This window comes from Cognatiluteimonas profundi (genome assembly GCF_009792795.1).
GTDB lineage: Bacteria > Pseudomonadota > Gammaproteobacteria > Xanthomonadales > Xanthomonadaceae > Cognatiluteimonas > Cognatiluteimonas profundi.
The window spans coordinates 113803-131369 of the sequence record NZ_VKHQ01000001.1 but is presented as its reverse complement, the minus strand read 5'-3'; the positions used below and the strand labels follow the sequence as shown (position 1 = coordinate 131369).

The window sequence follows — 17567 nt, the reverse complement described above, 5'->3', positions numbered from 1 at the left end:
TGATCGCCGAGGTCAGTTGCGCGACTGCAGCTTCGACAGCAGGCGAAGGATTTCGAGATACAACCACACCAGCGTCACCAGCAGCCCGAACGCCGCATACCACTCCATGTATTTGGGCGCACCCTTGGCGACACCTTCCTCGATGAAGGCGAAGTCCAGCACCAGGTTCAACGCGGCAACGACGACGACGACAGCCGAGAAGCCGATGCCGAGCATGCCGCCGCCGTTGATCATCGGAATGGCATGTCCGAAGAAGCCCATGACGATGCTGGCCAGGTAGACGAGTGCGATGCCGCCGGTCGCGGCGACCACGCCGAGCTTGAAGTTCTCGGTGGCCTTGATCAGCCCGCTGCGATAGGCCATCAACAACGCGGCCAGCGTGCCGAACGTCAAGGCCGTCGCCTGGATCACGATGCCCGGATGGCGCTGCTCGAAGATGGCCGACATGGCCCCGATGAACAGGCCTTCCAGGACCGCGTAGAGCGGCGCGGTGAACGGAGCCCACGTCTTCTTGAAGATCGTCACCATGGCCACGACAAACCCGCCCAGTCCGCCGACGAGCACGTAGGGCATCAGGTTGGCCGCGCCTGCCGAGCCGAAGAACACGCTCCAGCTGTACATCGCGCCGACAAGCGTCAGCAGCAGCAGGAACGCCGTGCGGTTGACCGTGCCGTTCAGCGTCATCACGCCGCCGCGCGCGTCGGTGACCACGCCGGTGCCGAGGTCGAGGAAGGTGGAGGGCTTCAGGGCCGGATTGCCGCTGCGCATCGTGAGTCCTTTGATGTCGGGAATGGTCGTTGGCCAGCATAGCGCGCGTTGACAGCACCGGAACCGCTCCGGACAATGGCTGGCGTTTCGCGTTGCACGGAAAGATCGTGCAGTGGCAGGCAGGTCAAGCGGGCGGGGTATAGCGCAGTCTGGTAGCGCGCCTGCTTTGGGAGCAGGATGTCGGGGGTTCGAATCCCTCTACCCCGACCATCTGTCTTCCGGGCGGCTTCATTCGGCGGTCCGGTGCGACAATCCGGCCCGTGCGCCCGTAGCTCAACCGGATAGAGCACCGGCCTTCTAAGCCGGTGGTTGCAGGTTCGACTCCTGCCGGGCGCGCCATATAAATCAATGGTTTAACTGAATTAATCTTTAAAGCCACCGCAGTCTCCTGAAAAATCTCCTGAAAATTCGGCCGGCGAATTTTTGTCAGCCGAGGCCTATCCATGGCGTTTGGTGCCTGACGTGTACTATCCGAAAGCACGAGCTTCCGGCGGATAGCCGAACTTGAAGGGATCGATGTGACCGCTCAGCCTGCGCCTGAAACAATCTTCAACGAGCTCTGGCACCGAGTAACAGGAGCGATTGAAGGGGGGCAGATGTCCGATCTCGCCTGGAAGCGGCTTGATCGCGAAATTGACGATTTGGCTAAGGCGGATGCGTTCGGCGCCTTTGAGTTGCGGTCGTACCTTGCTGCGCGACGCGGAAGATTTGATGAGGCCGAGCAGTTCTTTCTAAAGGCGCTGAGCGGGACGGATAGTCGTCTCCGAACCGTCATGCGATTCCTGATTGTGCTGCAAGCCGCCGGATTGGGTACCAAGATTCGCGACACAGTTGTGCAGTATCGGGGACTTATTAGAAACGACTTGAGTGCAATTGGAACGGCCAGTCAAATGCTCATCCAGATCGGCTCGTCCGATTTAGCTCTAGACCTTTTGCGAGAAGCCCCGCGATTGAGCGGGAGCTCTGAAGGTGCGTTCGACAAGACAGTTGAGCAACTTGAGAGCGGGCCCATGCCAAATGGTGAGGAGATAACGAGGGCGGTTGAGTTCATTCGCAACTACGTCCGTGCCCGAGGGTCGAAAATCGAAGCTATGCAGGTATCGAGCCTGCCCTTTGAAGATGGCCGTAAGGTCCAGTACTACCAATTTCGAATTGATGAGCAGCCTGAGGCCGTCGCGGATCTGGAGTGGGACCTTTTCGGGGCATTAGGTGACGTAAACCTGCCTTCACTTAGGGCGGGTGAAGTCGTATTCGCGCTTGCTTGCGGCGAATAAGGGTGACTATTTCGGCGGAAGATTTAGAAACGTTTGCCAAAGCTCGCACTGAAGGGGCGGCGTCGGAGACAGAATTACGAGCAGCAGTGAGTCGGGCGTATTACGCTGCTTTCCATCTTGTAGTGCCGTTTGTTGAGCAGCTGCCCAGGTCAAAAGCCTGCCCAGCCCAAGTCAGCCATGTTACGCATCAAGAACTGTCTGATCGGCTAAATGAGTGGAATACCGCAGGACTTCATCCGGCACTCAGCCGCCTGACTGCGACTGGGAATTCGCTAGCGTTCGCAATACAAGCTGCGAGAACTGACCGAGTGAAGGCCGACTACAAGCTTGGGGGAGCTTGCACAGTTACTGACCTAAAACTTCAGTTGCAACGGGTGACGAAGATCAAGACGGCAATGGCGCAGCTACTAAGCGAGATGGCAAAGCCCAAGGTCGCGTAGCTTCTTGAGCTCGCCAGGGTGGGCACAAAATGCCGCCAGCGTATTTTTTGGGCCAAACGTTGGCGGCTAATTCGCAACGGGCGTGGCCACTACTCGGCGGTCGGGGGTGAGCGGCCTGACAGCGACTCGACTAGCCAGCTCCTCCGTAAAAATCTAGCCGCGCCCAAGCGCCTATGCGGGTTCCACGACCACGCCTCCGTAAATTTGGCGACGGCAAACGATTGATTCCGAAGGTGTAAGGAACCGACTCTTAATCAGCTGCTCTACCTCTTGAGAAGGTTATGCTTGCAACTGAGGGTCAGCTCCTTAAAAATAGTCGACCGCTCTAGTGGTGGCGCGCCTTCCACGGTGGTCTCTCCTGAAATTTGGAGGAGCCAACCCATTGAATCTGCAGCTGAGTAGGCCTGCCTTCTAAGCCGGTGGTTGCAGGTTCGACTCCTGCCGGGCGCGCCAAGTCGCGGGTAACATGCGTGGCGGGTTGCAGGGCCCTTAGCTGTCGAAAGTTCCAGTGGTGGATGTAGCTCAGTTGGTTAGAGCACCGGATTGTGATTCCGGGGGTCGCGGGTTCAAATCCCGTCTTCCACCCCATTTGTTGAGTTTTGCTATAATTTTCACGTGTTTCGGGCCGTTAGCTCAGTTGGTAGAGCAGTTGACTCTTAATCAATAGGTCCAAGGTTCGAATCCTTGACGGCCCACCAATCCCGAAACAGGCACCTGGATCCACGTCCCGGTGCCTTTTTCTTTTGTGGCGAACCCCGCGTGCTGTCCAGTCGTCGGATGCGGCCGCGCGCGACGGACGGCTCGACGCCGCTGCCGTAGAATCCGGCTCGCGCGAAAGTGGCGGAATTGGTAGACGCCCTGGCTTTAGGTGCCAGTGCCGCAAGGCGTGCGGGTTCGAGTCCCGCCTTTCGCACCACGCGGAACGGGAAAACGGCAACAAAAAAAGCCCGCCGCGCCGTCGCGCGCTGGGGCACCCGGACACGAGCGGTAACACCCGCCAGCGAAACTGGCCCCAATCCCGCCGCGCCGTCGCGCGCTGGGGCACTCAGATACGAGCGGTAACACCCGCCCGCGAAACCGGCCCCAATCCCGCCGCTCCGCCGCGCGCTGGGGCACCCGGACACGAGCGGTAACACCCGCCAGCGAAACTGGCCCCAATCCCGCCGCGCCGTCGCGCGCTGGGGCACCCGGATACGAGCGGTAAACCCCACCAACGACTGACCCCCGATTCCCGCCGCGCCGAGTCATCCGAATCGCCCTGCGGCGGGTTCGCGTCACCCCCGGCACTCCCGTCGCTGGCGGCGGGGCGCCCGATCAGCCAAACTATCGCGTTCCGCCGTTCGCTCCGCATTGCCCGTCGGGCAGTGCCGCGCCCGACAAATTTCAACAGTGCCGCAGCCAGGCTGTGGTGGCAGGAGTGGGTATGCAAGTCCAGGTCGAATCCATTGGCAACCTCGAGCGTCGAATGACCCTGCGCCTCCCGGCGGAGGCCATTGAGAGCCAGGTGGGCGGGCGTCTCCGCGAAATCGCCCGCACGGCGCGCATCAAGGGATTCCGCCCCGGAAAGGTGCCGACGAAGGTCGTCGAGCAGCGCTACGGCCAGCAGGTTCGCGCCGAAGTGCTGGATGGGCTGCTGCGCGAGGGATTCGACAGCGCCATCCGCGACAACGCGCTGCGCCTGGCGGGAAACCCGCAGATCCAGCCGTCCGAGGCGGGCGAGGGCGAGATGGCCTACGTGGCGACCTTCGAGGTGATGCCCGAGTTTGGCGACATCGACATCGAGAAGCTCGAAATCGTCCGCCATACCGCCGAGATCAACGACGCCGACATCGATCGCATGATCGACAACCTGCGCATGCAGCGCCGCAGCTGGACCGCCGTCACGCGCGTCGCCCAGCAGGGCGATGCCGTCGACCTGGAAACCTGGTCGCAGGCCGGTGACGAGCGGATTCCGGCCGAAGGCACCGAAAAAGGCGTTGCCGTCATCGGCGCCGGCAGCATGCTGGCCGAAATCGAATCCGCGCTGGCTGGGATGAAGGCCGGCGACGAGAAGTCGATCGAGGTGGCGTTTCCGGCCGAATGGCGGGTGCCGCAGCTGGCCGGCCGCACGGTCCAGGTCCACCTGAAGGCCGAACAGGTTTCCGAGCCGGTGATGCCCGAGGTCGACGAGGCCTTCATCCGCAGCTTCGGCGTCAAGAGCGGCGAAACGGAGCAGTTCAGGGCCGAGATCCGCAGCAACCTGGAGCGTGAGCTCAAGGGTGCCCTGATGGGCAGGCTGCGTCGCGAGGTCGGCGAGCAGCTGATCGCGGCCTACGCGCAGGTGGAACTGCCGCCGCGGGTCGTGGAGAACGAAGCCCGGCAGATGGCCCAGCAGGCGTTCGAGCAGGCCCGGCGCCAGGGCAACGTCGGCGAAATGCCGGCCGACGCCCATGAGATGTTCATGGACGCCGCACGCAAGCGCGTGCTGGTCGGCATGCTCGTCGGCGAGGTCGCCCGTCGCAACGAGCTGATGCTGGACCCCAAGCGGGTCAACGAAACCCTGCGCCTGATCGCATCGACGTACGAAGAGCCGCGTCAGGTCATTGAGTTGTACCGCAACGATCCCCAGTTGATGTCTGGACTGCAATCGCGGGTGATGGAGGAGCAGGTGATCGACTGGATCGCCGAGCGCGCCCGGCACACCGAGCAGGCACTATCCTTCCAGGAGGCGATCGGCCAGCCGGCTTGATCGCCGCTTCAACCGACACGAGCCCCGAGAACGCCATGAGCAACGAGATCAAAGCACTCAACCTGGTGCCGATGGTGGTCGAACAGACCAGCCGCGGCGAGCGCGCGTACGACATCTATTCGCGCCTGCTCAAGGAGCGCGTGATCTTCCTGGTCGGCGGGATCGACGACCACGTCGCCAACGTGATCGTGGCGCAGATGCTGTTCCTGGAGGCCGAGAATCCCGAAAAGGACATCAGCCTCTATATCAATTCGCCGGGCGGCATCGTTACCGCCGGCATGGCGATCTACGACACCATGCAGTTCATCAAGCCGGACGTGAGCACCATCTGCGTTGGCCAGGCGGCCAGCATGGGCGCCCTGCTGCTGGCGTCCGGCGCCAAGAGCAAGCGCTATGCGCTGCCCAATTCGCGGGTGATGATCCACCAGCCCCTCGGCGGATTCCAGGGCCAGGCGACCGACATCGACATCCATGCGCGCGAGATCCTGTCGATGCGCCAGCGCCTGAACGAGATCCTGTCCAAGCACACCGGGCAGTCACTCGACACGATCGCCCGCGACACCGAGCGCGACAACTTCAAGAGCGCTGAGGGCGCGCGCGACTACGGCCTGGTCGACGAGGTCCTGGAGCGTCGTCCGGAAGAGTCGATCCGGCCGGGTTGACCGCCATCCAAGCTCGCCAGAAGCGCCTGATTCCATACCCTTTCCACCCAGCCCTGCGGGTCCCGGAGCAATCCGGGCCCCTGTGCTATTCTCGGGCCGCAATCGCGGCTGCAACAGGTAACGGGGAATGACCGAAGACCGTACAGGCCGAACCGCCGACAGCAACAAGATCCTCTACTGCTCGTTCTGCGGGAAAAGCCAGCATGAGGTCCGCAAGCTGATTGCGGGCCCGAGCGTGTTCATCTGCGATGAATGCGTCGAGCTGTGCAACGACATCATCCGCGAGGAGCTCGAGGAGAAGGCGCAGTCGGCGCGCAGCTCGCTGCCCAAGCCGCGCGAAATCCTCGACGTGCTCGACCAGTACGTGATCGGCCAGCGTCGCGCCAAGCGCACGCTCGCCGTCGCCGTCTACAACCATTACAAGCGCATCGAGAGTCGCCAGAAGAACGACGACGTCGAGCTTGCGAAATCGAACATCCTGCTCGTCGGCCCGACCGGCTCGGGCAAGACGCTCCTGGCCGAAACGCTGGCGCGGCTGCTCAATGTCCCGTTCACGATGGCCGATGCGACGACGCTCACCGAAGCCGGCTACGTCGGCGAGGACGTCGAGAACATCATCCAGAAGCTGCTGCAGAAGTGCGACTACGACGTCGAGAAAGCGCAGCAGGGCATCGTCTACATCGATGAGATCGACAAGATCTCGCGCAAGAGCGAGAACCCGTCGATCACCCGCGATGTCTCCGGCGAAGGTGTGCAGCAGGCGCTGCTGAAGCTGATCGAGGGCACCATCGCCAGCGTGCCGCCGCAGGGTGGGCGCAAGCATCCGCAGCAGGAATTCCTGCAGGTGGATACGCGCAACATCCTCTTCATCGTCGGCGGTGCGTTCTCGGGCCTCGACAAGATCATCCAGCAGCGCAGCACCGACGCCAGCGGGATTGGCTTTGGCGCCAAGCTCAAGAGTTCCGAGCGCAAGACCGAGATCGGCAAGGTCCTGGCCGATGTCGAGCCGGAAGACCTGATCAAGTTCGGCCTGATCCCGGAATTCGTCGGTCGACTTCCGGTGGTCGCCACGCTCGAGGAGCTCGACGAGGCGGCGCTGGTACGGATCCTGACCGAGCCCAAGAACGCCATCAGCAAGCAGTTCAAGAAGCTGTTCGAGATGGAAGGCGTCGAGCTGGAATTCCGCCAGGATGCGCTTGCCGCGATCGCCCGCAAGGCGCTCAAGCGCAAGACCGGTGCACGCGGATTGCGCACCATCGTCGAGTCGGTCCTGCTCGACACGATGTACGACCTGCCTTCACTGGAAAACGTCAGCAAGGTCGTGGTGGACGAATCGGTGATCGAACATAAATCCGAGCCGTACCTGATCTACCAGACGCCCGTGGTGCCCAAGGCCGCCAGCGGCGAATAGCCCTGCGGCCCCCTGCCGCCAGATGAACGGCAACGACCGCCCAGGCTGAGCTCGGCTGCGGTCACATATCGCATCAACCAGCCAACGTCGCCCCGTGAAGGGCGACGCGCGGCTTGTATGCTCTTCACGCCACCCCCATCACACTGACTCGGGGCTCATGCACAGTTTTTACCCCCACAAGGGTAATGTGCAGTCACCCGGATCGCGTGGGGCGCAAACGCCCGCCGGACGCGATCTGCGCGCAGCCCCGGAACGCCAGCCAGCAACGGAGATCCCATGACAGACCATCCCGAAGCCCTCGTCCTGCCGGTGCTGCCACTGCGCGACGTGGTGGTGTTTCCCCACATGGTCATCCCGCTGTTCGTGGGACGCGACAAGTCCGTGCGCGCGCTGGAACTGGCGATGGAATCGGACAAGCGCATCCTGCTGGTGGCGCAGAAATCCGCCGAGACCGACGATCCGGTCGCGGCCGACCTCTACGAGATCGGCACGCTCGCCAACGTGCTGCAACTGCTCAAGCTCCCCGACGGCACGATCAAGGTGCTGGTCGAAGGAATGGAGCGCGTGCGCGTGGACAAGGTGTCCGAGCGCGGCGGCACCTTGAGTGGCCATGCCGTGGTCGTGCCCTCGACGCAGGCGCGCGAGGCGCGTGAGATCGAGGCGACCGCGCGATCGCTGATGACGTTGTTCGAGCAGTACGTCAAGACCAACCGCAAGCTCCCCCCGGAACTGTTGCAGACGCTGGCGGGCATCGATGACCCGAGCCGGCTGGCCGACACGATTGCCGCGCACCTCGGGGTGCGCCTGGCGGACAAGCAGCGCCTGCTGGACAGCATCGATACCGGCGAGCGTCTGGAGTTGCTGGTCGGCTTCGTCGATGGCGAGATCGATGTGCAGCAGATGGAAAAGCGCATCCGTGGCCGGGTGAAGTCGCAGATGGAAAAAAGCCAGCGCGAGTACTACCTCAACGAGCAGATGAAGGCGATCCAGAAGGAACTGGGCGACATCGACGAATCGCCGAGCGACGTGGACGAGCTGGCGCGCAGGATCGCCGAGGCCGGCATGCCCAAGCCGGTCGAGGCGAAGGCGAAGAACGAACTCAACAAGCTCAAGCAGATGTCGCCGATGTCCGCCGAGGCGGCCGTGGTCCGCAACTACCTGGACTGGCTGCTCGGCGTGCCGTGGAAGAAGCGCACCAAGATCCGCAAGGACCTCAAGGCCGCCCAGGACGTGCTGGACGCCGATCATTACGGCCTGGAGCGCGTCAAGGAACGCATCCTCGAATACCTCGCGGTGCAGACGCGCGTGCAGAAGATGAAGGGCGCGATCCTGTGCCTGGTCGGGCCGCCTGGCGTGGGCAAGACATCGCTGGGCCAGTCCATCGCCAAGGCCACCAATCGCAAGTTCGTGCGACTGTCGCTTGGCGGCGTGCGCGACGAGGCGGAAATCCGCGGCCACCGCCGCACCTACGTCGGCTCCATGCCCGGGCGCATCGTGCAGAACCTCAACAAGGCCGGCGCGAAGAATCCGCTGTTCATGCTCGACGAGATCGACAAGATGTCGATGGACTTCCGCGGCGATCCCTCGTCGGCGCTGCTCGAAGTACTGGACCCCGAGCAGAACTCCACGTTCAACGACCATTACCTGGAGGTCGATCTGGACCTGTCCGAGGTGATGTTCGTGGCGACGTCGAATTCGCTCAACATCCCCGGCCCGCTGCTCGACCGCATGGAAGTGATCCGCATCCCCGGCTACACGGAGGATGAAAAGATCAACATCGCGATGCGTTACCTGCTGCCCAAGCAGCTCAAGGCCAACGGACTCAAGCCCGGCGAATTGAAGGTCGCGGAATCGGCGGTGCAGAGCATCGTGCGTTACTACACGCGCGAATCCGGCGTGCGCAACCTCGAACGCGAGATCGCACGGATCTGCCGCAAGGTGGTGAAGGAAATCGCGCTGGCCGGACCGAAGGCCAAGGCGGCGAAGGTGGTCAACGTCACCGCCAAGAACCTCGACAAGTACCTGGGCGTGCAGCGCTTCGACTTCGGTCGCGCGGAAGCGGAAAACGAGATCGGCCTGGTCACTGGACTTGCATGGACCGAAGTCGGTGGCGACCTGCTGCAGATCGAATCCACGCTGGTGCCGGGCAAGGGTCAGCTGATCCTGACCGGCCAGCTCGGCGATGTCATGAAGGAGTCCGCGTCGGCTGCGCTGTCGGTGGTGCGCGCACGGACCGAACGCCTTGGCATCGACCTGGACTTCCTGGCCAAGCAGGACGTCCACCTGCACGTCCCGGAGGGTGCGACGCCGAAGGACGGCCCGAGTGCGGGCATCGCCATGGCGACCGCGCTGGTGTCGACCCTGACCCGCATTCCCGTCCGCGCCGACGTGGCCATGACGGGCGAGATCACCTTGCGCGGCCGGGTGCTGCCGATCGGCGGACTCAAGGAAAAGCTGCTTGCGGCGATGCGCGGTGGCATCCGCACGGTCATCATCCCGGAAGAAAACCGCAAGGACCTGGTCGACATCCCCAAGTCGGTCTCCCAGCAGATGAAGCTGGTTCCGGTGCGCTGGATCGATGAGGTGCTCGACCTGGCCCTGGAGCGTCCGGTCTCGCCACGCCCGCCGGCTGCCGCGACGGTGCCCGAACAATCCCGCGAAGGCGAGGCAGCCGCGGCCATCGCGTTGGATGTCAAGCACTGATCGCGGGCTGAAACCCGCGTCATAGCTTGGTTTCCGTGTTGCGTGGTCAAAATGCGGCTGGTATAACGAGCAACCGCGATGCGCATGATCGTGCATCGCGGCCACTCGACCGGGGACAATCTGCGTTCACCGCAGCACATCGACCCGATCCTCGAACCTATCGAATCACACCAGTGGAGCAACGCTCCACTCAGGGAGTCCAGTAATGAACAAAGCCGAATTCGTCGATGCCGTCGCTGATGCCGCCGAACTGTCCAAGCTCGAGGCAGCGCGCGCTGTCGATGCGATGGTCGGGGCGATCACCAAGGCGCTGAAGAAGGGCGACACCGTCACCCTCGTTGGCTTCGGCACGTTCACCGTGCGCGACCGTGGCGCCCGCACCGGCCGCAACCCGCGTACCGGCGATGCGATCAACATCGCTGCGTCGAAGAATCCGACGTTCAAGGCTGGCAAGGCCCTGAAGGATGCCGTAAACTAATTGGCTCACCGGCGGCGGCTTGATGTCGCCGGAAAAGCCTTCACAGGGTGCTTAGCTCAGCGGTAGAGCGTCTCCTTTACACGGAGAGGGTCGGGGGTTCGAAACCCTCAGCACCCACCAAGCACGCTGTGTCGGCAGGGACAGGTTCGAAAATGCGGAGTGGTAGTTCAGTCGGTTAGAATGCTGGCCTGTCACGCCGGAGGTCGCGGGTTCGAGTCCCGTCCACTCCGCCACGATGTACCGAAGGACGCCCAGGTGGCGTCCTTCTTTTTTGGGCCGCCGCCCGGCGCGACAGCGGCTTGAAGCGCGCTAAACTGCGCGGCTTCGCCCAACGCAAGTCCCTTTCCCGATGCTGCAGTCTCTCCGCGACAAGACATCCGGCTGGATCGCCACCGCCATTCTCGGCCTGCTGGTGGTCCCATTCGCCTTCTTCGGGATGGAGCAGTACCTGTTCCAGCGCAACGACACGTTCGCCGCCAAGATCGAGGCGCCGCCGACCTGGTGGCCGTCGGCCCCGGCGATGTGGCCGTTGACCATGCTCTGGCAGCGCGACGAGATCAGCGCCGAGGATTTCCGCGCGGCGTTCGAGCGATCACGCCAGCAACAACGGCAGCAGCAGGGCGAGCAGTTCGATCCGCGCGAGTTCGAAAGCATCGGTAACAAGCGCAAGGTGCTCGACACGCTGGTCGACCAGCGCGTGCTGGCGATGACGGCGGCGCGGGCCGGCGTTGCGGTCGGCGACGCGCAGGTGCGCCGCGAGATCGAAAAGATCCCGGCCTTCCAGGTCGATGGCAAGTTCAATCCGCAGCGCTACCAGCTCGCACTGACCTCGCAGGCGCCGTCGCGCACGCCGCGGCAATTCGAGCAGGAAGTGCGCGACAGCCTGCAGCAATCGATGATCCCGGCGGCAGTCGCCGAGACCGCATTCGTCACCCCCTCGGAGTTGCAGCGCCTTCTCAGGCTGCTCGGCGAGAAGCGCGACGTGAGCTTCGCCATGCTGCCACCGCCACCGCCCGATGCCGGTCCGGTCAGCGCAGTGGATATCCAGAAGTGGTACGACAGCCATGCCGCCGACTACCGCGTGCCGGAAACGGTGTCGCTGGAGTATGTGGAGATCAACGGGGCGACATTGCCTGCAGCCACCGCCGCCGCTGACGACGACGCGCTGCGCCAGCGCTATGTGCAGGAAAAGTCGCGTTTCAGTGAACCGGAGCAGCGCCTGGCGTCCCACATCCTGATCAAGGTCGATCCGAAGGCAAGCGCCGCCGAGCAGAAGGCGGCCGAGGCAAAGGCGGCGGCATTGGCCCAGCAGGCACGGCAGCCGGGTGCGGATTTCGCCGCACTGGCGCGCGCCAATTCCGATGACACCGGATCAAAAGCCGCAGGCGGCGACCTGGGCTGGGTGGCGAAGGACGTGATGGTCAAGCCCTTCGAGGATGCCTTGTACGCCATGCAGGCCGGCGAGATCCGGGGGCCGGTGAAGACCGAATTCGGCTGGCACGTCATCCAGCTGCGCGAGATCAAGGCGGGCAAGCAGGTGCCCTTCGAGCAGGTGCGCGAGCAGCTGGCGCGCGAACAGGCCGATGCGGACCGCGACCGGGTCTTCAATGACCTCACTGGCAAGCTGGTCGACCAGATCAACAAGAACCCGACCACCCTGGTGCCGGCCGCGCGCCTGGCCAACCTGCCGGTGCAGACGATCGGGCCGTTCGCGCGTGGCCAGGGCACGGGCATCGCGGCGAACCTCGCCCTGCAGCGTGTCGCGTTTTCCGAATCGATGATCGAGGACGGCACCGTCAGCGATCCCATCGAACTGGGGCCCAACCACAGCGTGCTGATCCGCGTGGCGCAGCACACCCAGGCGCACCAGCTGCCGCTGGCGCAGGTCAGCCAGCGTGTCATCGCCTCGATCCGCGGCGACCGTGCGGCCAAGGCGCAGGCAGCCATCGCCGACAAGCTGGTGGCACAGGTCCGTGCCGGGATGCCGTTGAAGGAACTGGCCGCCGCGCAACACCTGGCGGCCAGCGATGTCCCCGCCGTACCGAGGGGCGCGCCCGTTCCGGACAAGCTGACGGCCGATGCGATCTTCAACGTGCCGCCGCCGGCACCGGGCAAGGTCTCGCCCGGCAAGACGATCCTGGCAGACGGTCGCGCCGTGGTCTTTGCCGTGAGCAAGGTCATTCCCGGCGATCCGGCCGAAGCCTCCGCGGACCAGAAGGCGTCGCTCCAGCAGCAGCTCTCCGAGATGGCCGGCGCCGATGATGTCGAAGGCCTGGTCAAGGCGCTCCGCAAGCGCACGGTGGTGACGATCGCCGAGGATCGCCTCTGAGCCGGCGGCGAGCGCATCAACAAAAAGCCCGGCGATTGCCGGGCTTTTTGTTGGGCTGCATCCTGGTCGACGGTCAGTGCGTCTCGCCGATCCCGGTCATGCCGAGGATGTTGTAACCCGCATCGACATGGGTGACCTCGCCGGTGATTCCGGCGGCCAGGTCCGAACACAGGAACGCGGCGACATTGCCGACGTCCTCGATGGTGACGCTGCGGTGCAGCGGCGCGTATTCCTCGAAGTGGCCCAGCATCTTGCGGAAGTTCGCGATGCCGGCCGCGGCCAGCGTCTTGATCGGCCCTGCGGAGATCGCGTTGACGCGCGTGCCTTCCGGGCCGAGGTTGAGCGCCAGGTAACGCACGCTGGCTTCCAGCGCGGCCTTGGCCACGCCCATCACGTTGTAGTTGGCCAGCGCGCGCTCCGCGCCCAGGTAGCTCAGCGTCAGGATGCTGCCGTTGCGCCCGGCCATCATCGGGCGTGCCGCCTTGGCCAGTGCCGAGAGCGAATATGCGGAAATGTCGTGGGCAATCCGGAAATTCTCGCGGGTCAATCCATCCAGGTAGGCGCCTTCGATCGCCTCGCGTGGCGCGAACCCGATCGAGTGGACCAGGATATCCAGGCCGTCCCATCGCTTGCCGAGTTCGGAGAAGCACGCCTCGATCTGGGCGTCGTCGGCGACGTCCAGCGGCAGGACGATGTCCGATCCGTACTCGCTGGCGGCGTCTTCGACGCGCGAGCGGAGCTTTTCGGTCTGGTAGGTGAAGGCCAGTTCCGCGCCTTCGCGACGCATGGCCTCGGCGATGCCGTTGGCGATGGAGCGCTGGCTGGCGACACCGGTGATCAACGCGCGCTTGCCTTGCAAAAATCCCATGGGGTATCCGTTGTGCCGGGAAACGAGGCCGCTAGTGTGCCCGCCGCGGCGGTCGCGGGCTACTCGCCGGGCGCGGCGTCGAGTTTCAGCACCATGCCTGGACGCAGCACGCTGCGGCTGGCGAGGCCGTTGAGCAGCAGCAGGTCGCCCAGCCGGACCTTGTAGCGCTTCGCGATGCGCTGCAGCGAATCGCCACGACTGACGCGATGCGTGCGCCGCGCGGGACTGTCGGCAGTTGCCATCGCCGCGACCGGGGTGGCCTTGTCCGCGTCGGGCGCAGCTGCGGAGCCTGCGTCGCCGTCGCGCCCGGCAGGAGCCCCCATGGCAGGCGACGTGCTTGCTGCGGGGGCGAGGATGTCTGGATGGCCTGCCGAGGCGATGCGCCCGTCGGCAAAGGCCGGGTTGAGGCGCTGCATCTGGGCCGAGTCCCATCCGTTGACGGCGGACCAGGCGCGCAGGCTGGTGGTGCCGGGCGGAACGGCGATGGCCCTGAGGATGGGTACCGGCCGATCCAGTGCCTGCAACCACGCATTGTCGTCATCGGCCTGGTCGAACAGGCAGGACAGCGCATGCAGCTTGCGCACGTATGCACGGGTGATGCCGGAGAGGCTGGTGAGTTTTTCGGGGTCGGCGCTGCGCGCGACCTGGCCACTTTGCCGCAGCGCACTGAAAACCCGGTATTCGCCTGCGTTGTAGGCCATCACGGCCAGTCGCCAGTCGCCGGCGAACATGCCGTGCAGGGTCTTGAGGTAACGCACCGCTGCCCGCGTCGAGTCCACCGGCGAGAGCCGGCCGTCGTATCCGGCGCGGATCGGAACGGCGTGGTCGCGCGCGGTGACGGCAATCATCTGCCACAGCCCGGCCGGCCCGCCGGCGCTGCGTGCGCCGGGCTTGTATCCGCTTTCCACGAACGGGATCAGCGCGTATTCGGTGGGCAAGCCAGCGGCGCGGACCGCATCGACGACATAACCGAACAGCGGCATCACGTCACTGCTCGGCGCAGCGAGGCGGGCGGGTGCGGCGGCGAAATGGCCACGCCAGCGGGAGCTGCCGCCATGATCGCAATGGGGATCGGCCAGCCCCGCGCGGAACTGCGCGTAGATGTCACCGCCGCTGCGGGTGGCGGCGGGAGTGGGCTGTTGCGACCAGGCAGGCTTGGCAGCCAGCAACAACACGACGACGGGCAGGAGGCGGCGGCAAGACGCGTTCATGCGACAAACCCGTCCTTCCAGCGCCTCAGCTCGGCGAACGTCTCGGCGCGGTCGTCGGGCTCGCGACCCAGTCGGCTGGTAATCGCGGCACGAACGTCCGGGATATCGACGCGCAGGAATGGGTTTGCGGCCAGTTCGTCGCCCATCAGGCTGGGAAGGGTCGGCCGGCCCGCGCGTCGCAGGGCCTGGGCAGCCTCGGCCCGTTCGGCCAGCACCGGATTCCCGGGCTCGACCGTCCGGGCGAAAGCGGCGTTGGCCACCGTGTATTCGTGGCCGCAGCAGACGCGGGTGGCGGGCGGCAGCGCGGCCAACCGGTCCAGCGAGGCCAGCATCTGGGCGGGTGAGCCCTCGAACAGGCGCCCGCAGCCCAGGCTGAACAGCGTATCGCCGCTGAACACCACCTCATGGCCGAAATAGGCGATGTGGCTGAGCGTATGACCGGGAACCTCCATCACCGTGAAGCGCCAGCCGGTGACCTCCACCGTGTCGCCCTCCGACACCCGATGGCAGGGCAGGTCGATCCTGGTGTCGTGCGGGGCGAAGACGGGCAGGCCCGGCCAGCGGCGCAACAGCGCGGCAGCGCCGCCGATATGGTCCGGATGGTGGTGGGTCAGCAGCACGGCCGCTGGCCGCAGGCCGCTGTCGGCCGCTTGCAGCACAGGGGAGGCATCGCCTGGGTCGACGACGACCGTATCGGCCTCGCCACTGGCCAGCGTCCAGATGTAGTTGTCGGTCAAGGCGGGCAGCGGCTGCAGGTGCATTGCGTCGCTCCGGGCCCGGACCGGGCCGCTAGAATGTCGACCATGCCCCCCCTTCATCCAGCCGGTCAAGTCGCCGGGTCCGCACGTAACCGCTTGACATGGTTCGATTCGCCCCCCGGACGGGCCCTGCTGGACAGCGAATCGGGCAGCGTCCGCAGTGCCCTGGGTGAGCGTCGCGGACACCCTTGGCTGTGGCTGTCGCCGGTCGCGCAGGCCCTCGACGTCGACGGGCATGGCGTGCACCTTCACGCCCACGGTGACGGCTGGAACGGGTCGGTGCGCTGCGCGCTGCCGCTGCCCTTGCCCAACGAATCGGTGGCGACGATCGTCCTGCAGCATGTCGCCCCGACCGGACGCGCCGGCTATCCGCTCATCGAGGAATGTGCCCGCGTGCTGATCCCCGGCGGCCGCTGCTGGCTGTACGCGCTGAACCCGCTGTCGCCCTACCGGTGGCGCTGGAGCGGCAGTGGTCTCGGCGCGTCGGAGCCCATGCCGTGGCGCTGGCGGTTGCGACAGGCGGGGCTGGATCCGGATCCGGTGTCCGAGGGAATGGGTCCGCGCTGGCGCGAGGATCCCATCGAAGCCCGCCAGCACGGGCTCGGCCTTCGCGCCGCCTACCGGTTGCGTGCCGAGAAACGCACGATCCCGCTGACGCCATTGCGCGCCCAGGTGCCCTTGCGCCTGGGCGACGGTGTATCGGCCGCATGACCGCCGCCAGCCAGACAATGACCAGCCAGACGATGAAGAGCGTCGAGGTGCATACCGACGGCGCCTGCCTGGGCAATCCGGGGCCGGGCGGCTGGGCCGCGCTGTTGCGCTACCGCGGCAAGGAGCGCGAACTCACCGGCGGCGAAGCGCACACGACCAACAACCGGATGGAGTTGATGGCGGCGATCGTGGCGCTGGAGACACTCAGCGAGGCCTGCGACATCATCCTGCAGACGGACTCGCAGTACGTGCGGCAGGGCATCACCGAGTGGCTGCCCAACTGGGTCCGCCGCAACTGGCGCACGGCCGGCGGCGCCCCGGTCAAGAATCGCGACCTGTGGGAACGCCTGTACGCGGCGGTGCATCGGCACAAGATCGAGTGGCGCTGGGTCAAGGGTCACAACGGCGACCCCGACAACGAGCGCGTCGACCAGTTGGCGCGTGATGCCGCCATCCAATACAAGCTTGCCAGCAGCCTGGGAACCGACGCCTGATGCGACAGATCGTGCTGGACACCGAAACCACCGGATTGTCCTGGGAGCGCGGCAATCGCGTGGTCGAGATCGGCTGCGTCGAACTGATCGAGCGCCGTCCAACCGGGCGCACGTTCCAGCGTTACCTCAATCCCGAGCGCGAGTTCGAACCCGGCGCCCAGGAAGTCACCGGCCTGTCATGGGAGTTCCTCGCCGACAAGCCGAAGTTCGCGGATATCGTCGATGAGTTCCTCGACTTCATCGACGGCGCCGAACTGGTGATCCACAACGCGGCATTCGACGTCGGCTTCCTGGACCACGAACTGTCCCGCCTGGGCCCGCACTACGGGCGCCTGCACCTGCGTTGCCGGGTGGAGGATTCGCTGGCCCTGGCGCGGCAGCGCTATCCCGGCCAGCGCAATTCGCTGGACGCGCTGTGCCGGCGGCTGGGCGTGGATTGCTCGCACCGGCAATTGCACGGCGCATTGCTCGATGCGCAGCTGCTGACCGAAGCCTACCTGGCGCTGACCTCGGGACAGAGCGAGCTGGGATTCGCCAGCGCCGCCAACGAGGGCGTGCAGTTGAGCGTGGCGATCAACGCCGACCTCGTGCACGCCAGGCGGCCGCGGATCGATATCAGCGGCGAGGAAGCCGCCGCCCACGAGGCGCGACTGCAGTCGCTGCGCGGCAAGGCGGCGGTCTGCATCTGGGATCTCATCGGCGCCTGAGCGGCGCCGCACCGTATCCCGGTAT

At 65.1% G+C, this 17567-nt stretch carries 14 protein-coding genes and 7 tRNA genes; 17 read left to right on the top strand and 4 right to left on the bottom strand.

Annotation, left to right across the window (positions count from 1 at the left end):
- Positions 1-12: 12 nt before the first annotated feature.
- The gene (locus GST15_RS00705) at positions 13-768 is read right to left on the bottom strand and encodes a Bax inhibitor-1/YccA family protein (RefSeq protein ID WP_159015324.1); all 756 of its coding nucleotides are present in this window, start codon (positions 766-768) and stop codon (positions 13-15) included.
- 133 nt (positions 769-901) lie between these two features.
- Here GST15_RS00705 and GST15_RS00700 point away from each other — a divergent pair.
- The 14 genes from GST15_RS00700 (at position 902) to GST15_RS00635 (ending at position 12793) form a co-directional block, all read left to right on the top strand.
- Positions 902-978, top strand: a tRNA-Pro gene (locus GST15_RS00700).
- 52 nt (positions 979-1030) lie between these two features.
- Positions 1031-1107 (top strand) — tRNA-Arg (locus GST15_RS00695).
- 257 nt (positions 1108-1364) lie between these two features.
- A complete protein-coding gene (locus GST15_RS00690; protein WP_159015323.1) occupies positions 1365-2042 on the top strand; it encodes a hypothetical protein in 678 nt (225 codons plus the stop codon).
- A gap of 951 nt (positions 2043-2993) precedes the next feature.
- Positions 2994-3070, top strand: a tRNA-His gene (locus GST15_RS00685).
- Between the two features lie 34 nt (positions 3071-3104).
- Positions 3105-3180, top strand: a tRNA-Lys gene (locus GST15_RS00680).
- 133 nt (positions 3181-3313) lie between these two features.
- Positions 3314-3398: transfer RNA gene (locus GST15_RS00675), tRNA-Leu, on the top strand.
- Between the two features lie 507 nt (positions 3399-3905).
- Positions 3906-5210 carry a trigger factor gene (gene tig / locus GST15_RS00670; RefSeq protein WP_159015322.1) on the top strand — a complete coding sequence of 435 codons (1305 nt, stop codon included), beginning with the start codon at positions 3906-3908 and terminating at the stop codon, positions 5208-5210.
- 35 nt (positions 5211-5245) lie between these two features.
- Positions 5246-5872 (top strand): ATP-dependent Clp endopeptidase proteolytic subunit ClpP, encoded by a 627-nt coding sequence (clpP, locus tag GST15_RS00665; protein ID WP_159015321.1) that lies wholly within the window; start codon positions 5246-5248, stop codon positions 5870-5872.
- A gap of 127 nt (positions 5873-5999) precedes the next feature.
- A complete protein-coding gene (clpX, locus tag GST15_RS00660) occupies positions 6000-7283 on the top strand; it encodes an ATP-dependent Clp protease ATP-binding subunit ClpX (protein ID WP_159015320.1) in 1284 nt (427 codons plus the stop codon).
- A 276-nt stretch (positions 7284-7559) separates the two neighbouring features.
- Positions 7560-9986 carry an endopeptidase La gene (lon, locus tag GST15_RS00655; RefSeq protein WP_159015319.1) on the top strand — a complete coding sequence of 809 codons (2427 nt, stop codon included), beginning with the start codon at positions 7560-7562 and terminating at the stop codon, positions 9984-9986.
- A 205-nt stretch (positions 9987-10191) separates the two neighbouring features.
- Positions 10192-10464 carry an HU family DNA-binding protein gene (locus GST15_RS00650; protein WP_159015318.1) on the top strand — a complete coding sequence of 91 codons (273 nt, stop codon included), beginning with the start codon at positions 10192-10194 and terminating at the stop codon, positions 10462-10464.
- 45 nt (positions 10465-10509) lie between these two features.
- A tRNA-Val gene (locus tag GST15_RS00645) sits at positions 10510-10584 on the top strand.
- 36 nt (positions 10585-10620) lie between these two features.
- Positions 10621-10697 (top strand) — tRNA-Asp (locus GST15_RS00640).
- A gap of 116 nt (positions 10698-10813) precedes the next feature.
- Positions 10814-12793, top strand: coding sequence for a SurA N-terminal domain-containing protein (locus tag GST15_RS00635; protein ID WP_159015317.1), 1980 nt, complete (start codon positions 10814-10816; stop codon positions 12791-12793).
- Between the two features lie 73 nt (positions 12794-12866).
- On the opposite strand, the gene GST15_RS00630 is transcribed toward GST15_RS00635, so the two are convergent.
- The 3 genes from GST15_RS00630 to gloB are packed head-to-tail and all read right to left on the bottom strand — an operon-like array spanning position 12867 to position 15633.
- Positions 12867-13661, bottom strand: a complete 795-nt coding sequence (locus GST15_RS00630) for an enoyl-ACP reductase FabI (protein WP_159015316.1) — start codon at positions 13659-13661, stop codon at positions 12867-12869.
- 59 nt (positions 13662-13720) lie between these two features.
- Positions 13721-14872 (bottom strand): LysM peptidoglycan-binding domain-containing protein, encoded by a 1152-nt coding sequence (locus GST15_RS00625; protein ID WP_159015315.1) that lies wholly within the window; start codon positions 14870-14872, stop codon positions 13721-13723.
- Positions 14869-15633: a hydroxyacylglutathione hydrolase gene (gene gloB / locus GST15_RS00620; protein ID WP_159015314.1), complete on the bottom strand. Its 765-nt coding sequence runs from the start codon at positions 15631-15633 to the stop codon at positions 14869-14871. Before gloB ends, GST15_RS00625 begins: the two co-directional genes overlap by 4 nt.
- A gap of 93 nt (positions 15634-15726) precedes the next feature.
- Between gloB and GST15_RS00615 the strand changes: the two genes are divergently transcribed.
- The 3 genes from GST15_RS00615 to dnaQ are packed head-to-tail and all read left to right on the top strand — an operon-like array spanning position 15727 to position 17542.
- The gene (locus GST15_RS00615) at positions 15727-16341 is read left to right on the top strand and encodes a class I SAM-dependent methyltransferase (protein ID WP_159015313.1); all 615 of its coding nucleotides are present in this window, start codon (positions 15727-15729) and stop codon (positions 16339-16341) included.
- A 32-nt stretch (positions 16342-16373) separates the two neighbouring features.
- A complete protein-coding gene (rnhA, locus tag GST15_RS00610; RefSeq protein ID WP_159015353.1) occupies positions 16374-16835 on the top strand; it encodes a ribonuclease HI in 462 nt (153 codons plus the stop codon).
- On the top strand, positions 16835-17542 hold the full coding sequence (gene dnaQ / locus GST15_RS00605; RefSeq protein WP_159015312.1) for a DNA polymerase III subunit epsilon: 708 nt from the start codon (positions 16835-16837) through the stop codon (positions 17540-17542). Before rnhA ends, dnaQ begins: the two co-directional genes overlap by 1 nt.
- The last annotated feature ends 25 nt before the right edge of the window (positions 17543-17567 follow it).

What these genes read in the sequence shown, in the direction of transcription:
- GST15_RS00705 (WP_159015324.1), bottom strand. Translation starts at nt 768, where the DNA reads ATGCGCAGCGGCAATCCGGCCCTGAAGCCCTCCACCTTCCTCGACCTC.
- GST15_RS00690 (WP_159015323.1), top strand. Translation starts at nt 1,365, where the DNA reads ATGTCCGATCTCGCCTGGAAGCGGCTTGATCGCGAAATTGACGATTTG.
- tig (WP_159015322.1), top strand. Translation starts at nt 3,906, where the DNA reads ATGCAAGTCCAGGTCGAATCCATTGGCAACCTCGAGCGTCGAATGACC.
- clpP (WP_159015321.1), top strand. Translation starts at nt 5,246, where the DNA reads ATGAGCAACGAGATCAAAGCACTCAACCTGGTGCCGATGGTGGTCGAA.
- clpX (WP_159015320.1), top strand. Translation starts at nt 6,000, where the DNA reads ATGACCGAAGACCGTACAGGCCGAACCGCCGACAGCAACAAGATCCTC.
- lon (WP_159015319.1), top strand. Translation starts at nt 7,560, where the DNA reads ATGACAGACCATCCCGAAGCCCTCGTCCTGCCGGTGCTGCCACTGCGC.
- GST15_RS00650 (WP_159015318.1), top strand. Translation starts at nt 10,192, where the DNA reads ATGAACAAAGCCGAATTCGTCGATGCCGTCGCTGATGCCGCCGAACTG.
- GST15_RS00635 (WP_159015317.1), top strand. Translation starts at nt 10,814, where the DNA reads ATGCTGCAGTCTCTCCGCGACAAGACATCCGGCTGGATCGCCACCGCC.
- GST15_RS00630 (WP_159015316.1), bottom strand. Translation starts at nt 13,661, where the DNA reads ATGGGATTTTTGCAAGGCAAGCGCGCGTTGATCACCGGTGTCGCCAGC.
- GST15_RS00625 (WP_159015315.1), bottom strand. Translation starts at nt 14,872, where the DNA reads ATGAACGCGTCTTGCCGCCGCCTCCTGCCCGTCGTCGTGTTGTTGCTG.
- gloB (WP_159015314.1), bottom strand. Translation starts at nt 15,633, where the DNA reads ATGCACCTGCAGCCGCTGCCCGCCTTGACCGACAACTACATCTGGACG.
- rnhA (WP_159015353.1), top strand. Translation starts at nt 16,374, where the DNA reads ATGAAGAGCGTCGAGGTGCATACCGACGGCGCCTGCCTGGGCAATCCG.
- dnaQ (WP_159015312.1), top strand. Translation starts at nt 16,835, where the DNA reads ATGCGACAGATCGTGCTGGACACCGAAACCACCGGATTGTCCTGGGAG.